An 11204-nucleotide genomic window follows, 5' to 3' on the forward strand; every position below is an offset into this window, starting at 1 on the left:
CGTCTGGTATGCGCTGCAGGCGCAGGACGGCGTCGGCGCGATCAGGATCGGCCAGTGGACGGCCTTTCCCGAGATCGGCACGCAAGGCGCCGACCCTTATTCGAAAGCGCGCGTGGCGCGCGAGGGCGTGCTGGCGCTCGGCAAGGCCGAGGGGCTATCCTTCATCGCCGAGCGCGATGCCGGCGGCGAACCCCTGAAGCGCGAATGCGCCTATACGATCGAAGGCGGATTCCCCACCGCCCGCTTCTGGACGCTTTATGCCGCCGATCGGTCGCTCGGCGTGGTCGACACAGGCAAGGCGAGGCTGGCCGCGCTCCAGTCCTACCAGGTGCTGCGCCAGCCCGACAATTCGGTGGCCATCGCCGTCGGCAACCGCCCCGCTCCCGGCAACTGGCTGCTGACCGACGGCTTCGGCAAGATGTATTTCGTGCTCACCTTCTACGACACCCCGATCGCCAGCAGCACCGGCCTTTCCGACGTGACGCTGCCCGGCATCGTGAAAGTGGGCTGCAATGCGTAGGCTCTTCCACGCCATGCTGCTCGGCCTGATCGGCGCCGGCATCGTCCACATCATCGTTTTGATGCTGGTGCCGGAATTTTCCGAGCGCGATGCCTGGTCGCGGCTGGCGATGGCCTCGGACCTATACCGGATGACCAGGCTCGACGCCGAGGCCGGCGGCGCGCCGGTGGTGAAATCGGTCGATCCGCTATTCTACGCGGCGGCATGCCGCTTCGACCTCGCCGAAGGCATGGTGCGCATCAAGGCACCGGGCCACGTGCCGTTCTGGTCGGTGTCGGTCTATGACCGCAACGGCCACAATTTCTATTCCTTCAACGATCACACCGCGACCGGCGGCGTGCTCGACACAGTGGTGCTGACGCCGGCGCAGATGATTGATGTGCGCCGGGAACTTCCGGAGGAGCTGCAGGGTGCGATCTTCGTTGAGGCGCCGATCGAGGAAGGCATCTTCGTCATCCGTGCCTTCGTGCCGGACGACAGCTGGAAACCGATCGTGTCACGGTTCCTGGAGCAGAGTTCCTGCGAGCTGCAGGATTACTGACCAGGCAGCGCACGCGGATTCTAATTCTTGGAAGGTCCTTTGCGCGCCCGAACGGACGCGCGGCGCTCTATCTTTTTATTGGCACAATTCGGAACGGAAAACCGTTTCACACTTTTCCTGGAATTGGTCTAGTGATGCGGAACAGGCGTCCGCGGCGGCTCGTTCGGATCGGCCGGACGCGACTGGCCGGTCAGCGGCGGCTGTTCATAGCGGACGCCGGGGAAGATGATCACCGCCGCCGGTGTGCCGGTGTCCCGAGCTGCTCGATTTACGGGTGCCGGTCGCGGCACGAAAGACAGTACCATGCCCATGGTTCGCGTATTCCTCTCGGTTGCCCCGGAGCACAACGCAACGCCTCCAAATATGATTAAGGCGGGCAGAGGGTTAACGGAGCGCTAACGGATCGCCGCTAATTTGAACTTTGTTTCTGATGCACGCGAAACCGGCACGGTTCGGTCGAGCGTCGCCAGGGTTGTGTCGAGTGTCGGGCGTATCTTCCGTGTCATCTTCGGATTTCAGGCAAATCGCTGTTCGGACAGAGGCGGGAAAGGCCGAAAGGCTGTTCCGCGCCTCGGTGTCTGCCTTCTGCTCGCTCACCCGTCCCTCGCGCCGCGAGATCAGCCAGCTCGAGGACCTGACGCTGCCGCTGTTCGACGAGGTGTCGGTCGAATCGCGTCGCTACGTTGCCGCCGCGCTGTCCGAATGCGAATACGCGCCCCCCGCCCTGGTGCGGCGGCTGGCGGAAGAGCCGGTCGACATCGCGGCGCCGCTGCTCACCCGCTCGCGGGCGCTTAGTGACATCGACCTTATCGCGCTGATCGGCCGCCACGGCCTGCCGCATGCTCGCGCCATCGCCCGCCGCAAAGCTTTGAACCCGACCATCGCGGACCTGATCAAGGCGCTGGAAAAGCCGACGCTGGTCAGGCTGCGGCCGCCGCAGCCCATCGTCCAGGCATTGCCCGCGAAGGCCGACCCGGCACCCGTCGGGTCAGAAGCACCGATAGTCAAGGACGAACCCGCCCTTCCCGCCAGCGCGGACATGCATGAGACGCCCGGCATTGCCGCCGCAAATGCCAGGCGCCGGCTGCGCGCGATGATGCGCCCCGAAGCGGGAACCGAGAGCGTCAATCCGTTTATCGCCCCGTCGACCTTCACCAAGTTGCGTGAGACGGCGCTGACCGGCAACGCCGCCTTCTTCCAGACGGCGCTGGCGGACGCGCTCGATATCGATTTCCAGACGGCGCGGGCGCTGACCGAACAGGCAGGCTATGCTGCGTTGCTTGCCGCGTTGCGCTCGCTCGACCTCAACGAGGACCGGGCCTTCCTGATCGCCGTCGCCGTCTATCCCAGAGAGTTTCCGCACCCGCAGGCGATCCGCCTGTTCCTCGACCGCTACCGCCTGCTGCACCGCGACGCCGCACTCGACAAGGTGCGCGCCTGGAAGGTTGAGACCCTGTCGCGGGCGATCCGCGGCAATGCGGGCGAGGTGGCGAATGCCGAGGAACGCCGAGCCTCGAACAGCGACGACTCCGCCGCAAACCTCAAGGCGTCATGAGTCCGTCTTGACGGACAAAAGGTCCTCGACCGGAACGGCGCCGGCCTCGATCTCGACCACCCAGATGTCGGGATCGAATTTCTTCTCGCGCTCCAGCCTGGCGTCGAACGGTGCGGCATCGTCGCCGGTACCAAGCAGGCTGAAGAAGCGCTCGTCAGGCTTGGCCGAATCGTAGCTGGTCTGCGGCGCCGGCCCGAACAGGGCGACCGCGCCCAGCCGGCCGCGCGACAGCACGAAGACCGCGCCCGCCTCGGCCGCGCCGCGCTTCGCCACCGCGGCAAAACCGCCGGCGGCGAACACTCGGCGCAACAGGGCCGACACCCACAGATCGGTGGTCACGCGCATGGCAAGGCTCCGGACGGCATGCGCGGCTCCTTACAACATCGGCCCGTGATTGCGCCAGCTGTCGCCCGACGCTCAGTTGGTGAGGCCGATCTCGCGCATCTTGACGTACACGATCTCATCGGGCTCGCCGGTCTCAGGCAAGCCGAACAACGACTGGAACTCCTTGATCGCCGCCTTGGTGCGGGCGCCGACGACGCCGTCGAGCTGCATGTCGTTGTTGCCGAAGGCCTTCAACCCGGCCTGGATCTTGACAATGCGGGCGTCGGGCGCCTCGGCGGACACGTTGGCCGGCGCCGAGACTGGAATCGGTGCCGCCAAAGGCGCCGCTGCCGGAGCTGTGGCCCTGTCCACGGGCCTCGGCACGGGATGCGGAATGGCCGCCGTCGTCTGCTTGGCGCCGAGCTGGTCGAGCAGCATGGCGTCGATCTCGCCGGTGGCCGGCAGGCCGACCTTCTGCTGATAGGCCTGGATGGCCTTGCGGGTGTTGGGGCCGGAAATGCCGTCGACTGTCCCGGAATAGAAATCGAGATCTTTCAAAATGCCTTGGACCTGTTCGACGGTCGGATCGCTCTTGACCGGCGCAGGCCGCACGATGTTGATGGTGGTCTCGGGCTCTTCCGCACCAGCACGCGGAAAATCCTCGATGCTCCTGGTGGCGAAGAACGCGCCGGCGTGCGGGAAAGGCTGGTACCAGAGCGCGTTGGCCGAGACATAAAATAGCGTCACCAGGAAGGCGGTCGAACCGCCGACCAGCACCGGATTGCGCGAGATCATGCCGCCGAGTGCAATCGCGCCCTCCTCGAAGGCGCTGCTCTGGCGCTTGACCGCCCTAGGCTGTTTTGCGGAGCGAGCCATTCCTGTCCCCTTTCGCATGCCCCTTGGTCTTCAGCGCGGGTATCGCCAACACCCCATCGCTCTTGTCCGAACGACCTCTCGGTCCGTTCACCGGCAGGCTGATCGTCACCGTGGTGCCCTCACCCGGCATGCTCTCGATCGACATGGTGCCGTCATGCAGTGCCACAAGGCCCTTGACCAGCGACAGGCCGAGCCCGGTTCCCTCGAAGCGGCGCGTATAGTCGTTCTGGATCTGCATGAAGGGCTTGCCGAGATTGACGAAATCCTCCTCGGCGATGCCGATGCCGGTATCGCTGACCCAGAAATGCAGCCGCGAGCCGACCCGCTTGGCGCCCACCACGACCTTGCCGCCATCAGGTGTGAACTTGATGGCGTTGGAGACGAGGTTGATCAGTATCTGCTGAACGGCGCGGCGGTCGGCGTTGATCTCGCCCGCATCCGGCGCGATTTGCGCGGCAAGCCTGATATTCTTGGCCTCGGCCTGCAGCCGCATCATCGACTGGCACATATCGACCGCTTCAGCGAAGCGGAACGGCTCGGGCTCGGTCGCGTAGGCGCCGGCCTCGATCCGGGAAACGTCGAGGATCGAGGTGACGACGTTGAGGAGATGCTGGCCGGAGTCCCTCACCAGGCCGACATATTCCTTCTGGCGCGGATCGCCGAAGGGACCGAACATCTCATGCAGCAGCATGTCGGAGAAGCCGATGATGGCGTTGAGTGGCGTGCGAAGCTCGTGGCTGACCACGGCCAGGAAACGTCCTTTCGTCACCTCGGCCGCGGCCGCGGTCTCGTTAGCGGCGGCGAGCTTTTCGCGCAGGGCCGCGACATCGTCGTTTTCGCTGAGCAGGAGCATAAAGGTGTCCCGCTGCTCGCCCCGCATTAGCTGAAGACGAAACGGCCGGAAATTGTCGGCGGCGCCTGACCCATCGCGCGGCAGCCGGATGCGCAGGTCGACCCGGCGCATTGCGGCACCGTCGCGCATATCGGCGAGCGCGGAGAGATAGTCGACACGATCGGCGAGGTGGACGCGCTCGAACAGGCCGGTACCGAGAAGAAGCTCCGGCTGAAGTTTCAGGATGGCGCGCGCCTTGGCTGAAGCGTCCAGTACCTCGCCCTGCCGGCCCAACTGCAGCACGACGGCATCGATGATGTCCTCAAGCCGGTCGCGGGCGAGCGACACCGGCTGGGTGTTGCCAGGATCACGGAGCGAATTCAGACGCGGGACCAGGGTCAACGCCCAGGCCAGCGGCAACAGCCAGTGCCAGGCGGCGATCCCGGCCGAGCCGAGCGGCAACAGCGGGCCGGCGAAAAGCTGCAGCAGGACGGCGCCGAGCGCGGACAGCGCGCCCCACAGGGCGGCGCGTCGCGAGCCGCCGATCCACCAGGCTTCGAACGGGAGCGTAAGCGCAAGCAGCGCGACCGGCGAGGCAAGACCGCCGGCGGCGAAGATCGCGCCTGCAAGAGCAAGGCCGCCGAACAAGAGCGCCGCACGGCCGACGAGCGCCATCCGGCCGGATGCCGCAACCAGCAGCGCGGCGAACCAGCAAAGGCCGAAGGCGGCGAAGATCGCGGTCACCGTCACGGCGGCGCCAAGGCTCGAGGTGACCAGCGTCACCGCGGCGCCGGCGGCAAGGAAGGGGGCTGCCAGCATGACGCCGATGAAGCGGCGCTGGCGCAGGCGCTCGCCCACGCCCGTTATGGTCGGATGGACCATACGTTCGCAGCCGGCAGCCATCGCGCCAGGCAATTCAGCGTATCTGGCCGTAATCGAACTCAACGCACTCGCACCCGGTCGTGAACTGCCCTGCTTTTCGCAGGTCGCTTTTGCTTGCCCTGAGACTCGCATCCAGCGTTTAAGGAATGGATAAGGCTGACCCGGTCGACGCCCGGCCCACGGCAAATATTGAGACGCCGGCGCGGGAAAGCCCGGCGATCTCGCGCCATGGTAAACGGAGGGTTAGCCCCTGCAGGGGGAGGCGAGGTGCGCCAAACTTGACGACGACCGCATTTGATTTTCAAATCACCATTAAAAAACAAATAGTTATATGGTTATTGTAAAGTTAATGCAATCGATGAGATTTAAATGAAATCGATTGCAAAACCAATCCTTTCGAATTCGTTTAAAATTTGAGGTAAATTCGCTGCTTCCACGCAAGCCGTCCTTTGTGCGTGTGTGCCACGATCCAGCCCATAAAAGAGGTCATGCCGAAAGATGCATGATCCGGTCACGGACGAGAGGGCGTTGAGATGGGCTTTCTTATTAGAATGGCTTTCTGGTTTTCTCTGGTTCTTCTGGCGCTGCCGCTGAATGTCGGCACCGACGAGGCCGGACATGAGACCGTTGGGCCGATCCAGGCGCTGTTTGCGGCGCGCGAGGCGGTCGGCGACATAGCCGGCATCTGCGAGCGCAAGCCCGACGTGTGCGAGACCGGTAAATCCGCCATGCACACGATCGGCGCCCGCGCCAGGGAGACCGCCAAGATCGCCGCCGCCATGATGGAGGACGGCCAGGCCGGCGATAAGGCCAGCGACGGAGGGCTCGACACGTCCGTGGCCACAGGCAGCGTGGACGTCGTTCTGCCGGCGACCGTCAACATTCCGGCGAAGGCGCCGACTAAGAATTGAGTTTTAGCCGCTGATTGGCGACACCGCAGGCCCGTCCGACCTCTCGACGCCTGCGGTGTTTTCTTTCTTTTTTCGTGACGCGGGGATGCCGGATGACTATATCCGGCACAATGACGACCACGATCCAGACGATCCGCGACGACTTTTCCCTGCTCGACGAGTGGGAGGACCGCTATCGCTACGTGATCGAACTCGGCGAAGCGCTGCCGCCGTTCCCCGACGCCGCGCGGACTCCCGCCAACAAGGTGCCGGGCTGCGTCAGCCAGGTGTGGCTCACCACCGACCAGGGACAAGGGACCGATCCGGTCATCACCTTCCAGGGCGATTCGGATGCCCATATCGTGCGTGGCCTGGTCGCTATCATGCTGGCGCTGTTTTCCGGGCGCCCGGCGAGCGAGATCCAGAAAACAGACGCCGAGGCGACACTCAAGGGGCTCGGCCTCGACGAGCACCTTTCGCCGCAGCGCGCCAACGGCCTGCGCTCGATGGTCAAGCGCATCAAGCACGACGCCGATACGGCGCTGAAGCAGATCGCCTGATCTGACAAATCGTATTTTGAGCGATTGGCCGGCTGGGCAATGGACTGGCATGCCCGCACGCTCAAAGCAAAAACGGCGCCCGAAGGCGCCGTCCGGCATCGAAATGGAAAAGATGCTGCTTCAGCGACCCTTGCGCTTGCGCCCAAGGCCCATCTTCTTGGCAAGCTGCGAGCGGGCGGCCGCATAGTTGGGCGCGACCATCGGGTAGCTTGCGTCGAGGCCCCACTTCTCACGATATTCATCGGGCGTGAGATTGTAGTGGGTCATCAGGTGGCGCTTCAGCGATTTGAACTTCTTGCCGTCCTCGAGACAGACGATGTAATCGTCATGGACAGAGCGCTTCGGGTTGACCGCAGGCTTCTGCTTGTCGGCGGGCGGCGCCTCGGCGGTGCCACCCACGCGGCCCAGGGCGGCATGGACATCGGCGATCAGGTTCGGCAGCTCGCCGACGGGTACGGGATTGTTGCTGACGTAAGCGGCGACCACATCGGCAGTCAGCTCAATCAGCGCGTCGCTATTTCGGGAAGGTGTTTCGGCGATATCCATTGTGTTCAGGCCCCAACGAGAGTTGTTTCTAACTGCGCCCTTTTTTCGGCTGGGCATCGCGCGAATTTCATGCAGGAAAGTGCCTCTGCGATTCGCGTCGAATTATCTTAATGATCCTACCAGTCAAGTAAGTCAATTCGCATATTGCGCTATATTCAACGATATATATCAAATATTCCCCGTTCAGCTTCAAACTTTCGTGCATCGCGTAACTTAGCGAGATTTTTCTGGTCTGACCAGCACGGGTGACGCCACGTCGAACCGCCGTTACATCGGCGAAAGCAGCTAAAATCGGCTCGATGCTTCGGCTATGCTTGACCTTCGACAGATCGCAAGGTTTCCCGATCCTAATGAAATCACGGGTTGCAAGACATTACTGGTGCCCGCGACTTGGCCGGAGCGGCGAAAACCGACAGCTCAATAGGGCGCGATGTATTTGCCATAAACCCAGCCGGCGACGAAATGACCGTTGCGCGACGGGTCGTGCCAAATCTCGCACCAACGGTAGCGGATCGTCTGCTGCTGCTTCCAGCGCGGCTGGCCCGCAATGTCGAGCAGGTTTATCCCGCCGGTGCAGCGTCCGGTCAATTGCAGCACGGTGCCGTTCGGGTAGGCGGCCTGCTTCTGCGAACTGCCCGAAGGATATTTGCGCGCATTAAGCGTGTCGCCGAAGGGCAGGTCCGACACTTGCCAAGCGGCAAAGGCGGTTGCATGAGACTGGCCGACAAAGGCCAGAACGGTTGAAGCGACGGCAAGAGCCGCAGCGGTGCGAACATAGAAACTCATTATCTCTCTCCTCTCCAGCCCAGTATCGGAGCGGCCATCACGCTATAAGCCGGGCCTTGAACCGGCGCTGATCGGCGTGTTCATTTGCCATTCAAGCAATTTCTACAGCGAGACGTAATGACCAGATCCCCTGCCTTTTCGACCGCCAGCCCGCCGCAGACCGAGAAGCGACCTGTCTTCGACACCCACCACGGCTTCACCCGCACCGACGACTATGCCTGGCTGCGGGCCGACAATTGGCAGGCGATGTTCAGGGACCCTTCCCTGCTCGACGGCCGGATCCGCGCCCATCTCGAAGCCGAGAATGCCTACCAGGCGGAGCTGATGGCCGATACGGCTGCGCTTCGGAAGCAGCTCTTCGCCGAGATGAAGGGGCGCATCAAGGAGGACGACTCCACCGTGCCGATGAAGGACGGACCCTACGCCTATGGTTCGTCCTACAGGCTGGGGGGCGAGCAGCCACGCTATTTCCGCACGCAGCGCGAAGGCGGCGAGGAGAAGATCCTGCTCGACGGTGACGTGGAAGCGGGCGGCAAGCCCTATTTCCGGCTCGGCGGCGTCGACCATTCAGCCGACCACGGGAAGCTTTTGTGGGCATTCGACGACAAGGGATCAGAATTCTTCACGCTGCGCGTGCGCGACCTCGGCAACGGCCAGGAACTGGCGGACCAGATCCCCGACACCGGAGGCGGGGGCGTCTGGAATGCCGGCGATGACGGATTCTTCTACACACGCCTCGACGACAATCACCGTCCCTCCAAGGTGCTGTTCCACGCGCTCGGCGACAACGCCGAAAACGATCGGCTGATCTATGAGGAAACCGATCCGGGCTTCTTCATGGATGTCGGCGGCACGCGCTCCAAAGAATGGATCATGATCGGCATCAACGATCACGAGACCTCGGAATACCGGCTGTTGCGCGCCGACGACCCGCGTGCCGAGCCGAAGCTGGTCGCCGCGCGCGAAACCGGCCTGCAATATGATCTGGAGGAAGGCGGAGACATCTTCTTCATCCTCACCAACGCCGACGGCGCCAAGGATTTCAAGGTCATGACGGCGCCGGCCAATGCTCCGGCACGCGCCAACTGGCGCGAGCTGGTTCCGCACGAGCCCGGACGGCTGATCCTCTCGGTCCTGGGCTTCAACAATTACATGGTCCGCCTGGAGCGCAAGGAAGGCCTGCCGCGCATCGTCGTGCGCGACCGCGAAAGCGGCGAGGAGCACCTCATCTTCTTCGACGAGGAAGCGTTCTCGCTCGGCCTGTCGGGTTCCTACGAATACGACACCGAGACCATGCGCTTCACCTATTCCTCGATGACGACGCCAGCGCAGGTCTTCGACTACAACATGCGCACCCGCGAACGCGTGCTCCTCAAGACCCAGGAAGTGCCTTCGGGTCATGAGCCCGACCACTATGTGACGCGGCGGCTGATGGCGCCCGCGGCCGACGGCGAGCTGGTGCCGATCTCGCTCATCCATCACCGCGACACGCCGCTCGACGGCTCGGCGCCTTGCCTGCTCTACGGCTACGGTTCCTACGGCATCACCGTGCCGGCGTCCTTCAACACCAATTGCCTGTCGCTGGTCGACCGCGGCTTCGTCTACGCCATCGCCCATGTCCGCGGCGGCAAGGACAAGGGCTACGGCTGGTACGACGACGGCAAGCGGGCGCAGAAGATCAATACGTTCACCGACTTCATCGCCTGCGCGCGCCATCTGGTGGCCGAGCGCTACACGGGGCATGACCGCATCGTCGCGCAAGGCGGCTCGGCCGGCGGCATGCTGATGGGGGCGATCGCCAATCTGGCGCCGGAGTGTTTTGGCGGCATCGTCGCCGAGGTGCCGTTCGTCGACGTGCTGACCACCATGCTCGACGCCACCTTGCCGCTGACGCCGCCCGAATGGCCGGAATGGGGCAATCCGATCGCCTCGGCCGAAGACTACCGGACGATCGCGGCCTATTCGCCCTATGACAATGTGGCCGCGCTCGACTATCCGCCGATCCTGGCGCAGGCCGGGCTCACCGATCCGCGCGTCACTTACTGGGAACCGGCCAAATGGGTGGCGCGGCTGCGCGAGCGCAAGCGCGGCGACAATCCGGTGCTGTTCAAGATCAACATGGAGTCCGGCCATGCCGGCGCTTCCGGCCGATTCTCCAGGCTGGAAGAGATCGCCTACACCTACGCCTTCGCGCTGAAGGTGGCGGGCAAGGCCGATTCAGTCTCGGCGGCGGCGAGCGTGTGAGAAGGACATTGCGTCGCGAGCCACGGCGTGGCTTTGATTGGGCGAAGTCGCGGAGGACCCTGGAATGATCGACCTGGCCACATTGGCGACCTATGTCGCGGTCGTGCTCGGCTTTGTGTTCATTCCCGGCCCCGCCACTCTGCTGACCGTCGCGCGGGCGACGAGTTCGGGAACGAAAGTGGGCATCGCCACCGGCGCCGGGATCGCGGCCGGCGATATATTCCACACCGTCATGGCGATGGTCGGCATCTCGGCGATCATCGCCACATCGGCGATGCTGTTCAGCATCGTCAAATATATCGGCGCGGCCTATCTCGTTTATCTTGGCATACGTGCGATCATCGAGAAGACATCGACCGATCCAGCCGCCGGTGCGCTTGCGATCCGGGCGGGCAACCGCCAGGCGGTGCTAACCGAGATGCTCAACCCCAAGACCGCGCTGTTCTTCCTCGCCTTCCTGCCGCAATTCGTGCGGCCGGAAAACGGATCGGTGATGCTTCAGCTGGCGGCATTGGGAATCATCTTCGTCCTGCTAGGCCTGTTCAGCACGGTCGTCTTCGCGGTGAGCGCGGGTGGGCTGGGCGCCTTCCTGCGCCGGAATCCCGCGGTGCTGAAATGGCAAGGCAAGGTCGTCGGCGCGATCTACTG

13 protein-coding genes are annotated in these 11204 nt (G+C 63.7%); 7 read left to right on the forward strand and 6 right to left on the reverse strand.

Annotated features, from left to right (window positions below; translation table 11 throughout):
- On the forward strand, nucleotides 1–520 hold a 520-nt coding region (locus EN745_RS19430), incomplete at its 5' end, for a DUF1214 domain-containing protein (protein ID WP_245487770.1).
- Complete coding sequence (locus tag EN745_RS19435; RefSeq protein ID WP_126055774.1) at nucleotides 513–1061, forward strand: DUF1254 domain-containing protein; 549 nt, start codon at nucleotides 513–515, stop codon at nucleotides 1059–1061. The genes EN745_RS19430 and EN745_RS19435, both read left to right, overlap by 8 nt.
- Nucleotides 1062–1189: 128 nt before the next feature.
- Here EN745_RS19435 and EN745_RS19440 read toward each other — a convergent pair whose 3' ends face one another.
- Nucleotides 1190–1372, reverse strand: coding sequence for a hypothetical protein (locus EN745_RS19440; RefSeq protein WP_245482525.1), 183 nt, complete (start codon nucleotides 1370–1372; stop codon nucleotides 1190–1192).
- A 188-nt stretch (nucleotides 1373–1560) separates the two neighbouring features.
- On the opposite strand from EN745_RS19440, the gene EN745_RS19445 reads away from it, so the two are divergent.
- Nucleotides 1561–2616, forward strand: a complete 1056-nt coding sequence (locus EN745_RS19445) for a DUF2336 domain-containing protein (RefSeq protein ID WP_127422036.1) — start codon at nucleotides 1561–1563, stop codon at nucleotides 2614–2616.
- Here the strand turns inward: EN745_RS19445 and EN745_RS19450 are convergent.
- The 3 genes from EN745_RS19450 to EN745_RS19460 form a co-directional block, all read right to left on the reverse strand.
- Nucleotides 2611–2961, reverse strand: coding sequence for a DUF1491 family protein (locus EN745_RS19450; RefSeq protein ID WP_127407041.1), 351 nt, complete (start codon nucleotides 2959–2961; stop codon nucleotides 2611–2613). The two genes, EN745_RS19445 and EN745_RS19450, sit on opposite strands and share 6 nt — an antisense overlap.
- 72 nt (nucleotides 2962–3033) lie before the next feature.
- Nucleotides 3034–3816, reverse strand: coding sequence for a peptidoglycan-binding protein (locus tag EN745_RS19455; protein WP_127407040.1), 783 nt, complete (start codon nucleotides 3814–3816; stop codon nucleotides 3034–3036).
- Nucleotides 3791–5530 (reverse strand): HAMP domain-containing sensor histidine kinase, encoded by a 1740-nt coding sequence (locus EN745_RS19460; RefSeq protein WP_127399972.1) that lies wholly within the window; start codon nucleotides 5528–5530, stop codon nucleotides 3791–3793. The genes EN745_RS19455 and EN745_RS19460 overlap by 26 nt, the downstream gene beginning before the upstream one ends.
- Before the next feature lie 533 nt (nucleotides 5531–6063).
- Here EN745_RS19460 and EN745_RS19465 point away from each other — a divergent pair.
- Together EN745_RS19465 and EN745_RS19470 are read left to right on the forward strand one after the other, a co-directional pair.
- Nucleotides 6064–6441: a DUF5330 domain-containing protein gene (locus EN745_RS19465; protein WP_127407831.1), complete on the forward strand. Its 378-nt coding sequence runs from the start codon at nucleotides 6064–6066 to the stop codon at nucleotides 6439–6441.
- Nucleotides 6442–6551: 110 nt separating this feature from the next.
- Entirely contained in the window at nucleotides 6552–6980 is a 429-nt protein-coding gene (locus EN745_RS19470; protein WP_126059169.1) for a SufE family protein, read from the forward strand.
- A 120-nt stretch (nucleotides 6981–7100) separates the two neighbouring features.
- On the opposite strand, the gene EN745_RS19475 is transcribed toward EN745_RS19470, so the two are convergent.
- Both EN745_RS19475 and EN745_RS19480 read right to left on the reverse strand, forming a co-directional pair.
- Nucleotides 7101–7526, reverse strand: a complete 426-nt coding sequence (locus tag EN745_RS19475; RefSeq protein WP_126055781.1) for a MucR family transcriptional regulator — start codon at nucleotides 7524–7526, stop codon at nucleotides 7101–7103.
- Nucleotides 7527–7943: 417 nt separating this feature from the next.
- Nucleotides 7944–8312 carry an SH3 domain-containing protein gene (locus tag EN745_RS19480; RefSeq protein ID WP_126055782.1) on the reverse strand — a complete coding sequence of 123 codons (369 nt, stop codon included), beginning with the start codon at nucleotides 8310–8312 and terminating at the stop codon, nucleotides 7944–7946.
- Nucleotides 8313–8429: 117 nt separating this feature from the next.
- On the opposite strand from EN745_RS19480, the gene EN745_RS19485 reads away from it, so the two are divergent.
- Together EN745_RS19485 and EN745_RS19490 are read left to right on the forward strand one after the other, a co-directional pair.
- Nucleotides 8430–10556, forward strand: coding sequence for a S9 family peptidase (locus EN745_RS19485; RefSeq protein WP_126055783.1), 2127 nt, complete (start codon nucleotides 8430–8432; stop codon nucleotides 10554–10556).
- 64 nt (nucleotides 10557–10620) lie between these two features.
- Nucleotides 10621–11204, forward strand: a 584-nt coding sequence (locus EN745_RS19490; protein ID WP_145992070.1) for a LysE family translocator, incomplete at its 3' end; no start/stop codon positions are given.

Source organism: Mesorhizobium sp. M4A.F.Ca.ET.022.05.2.1 (assembly GCF_003998845.1).
GTDB lineage: Bacteria > Pseudomonadota > Alphaproteobacteria > Rhizobiales > Rhizobiaceae > Mesorhizobium.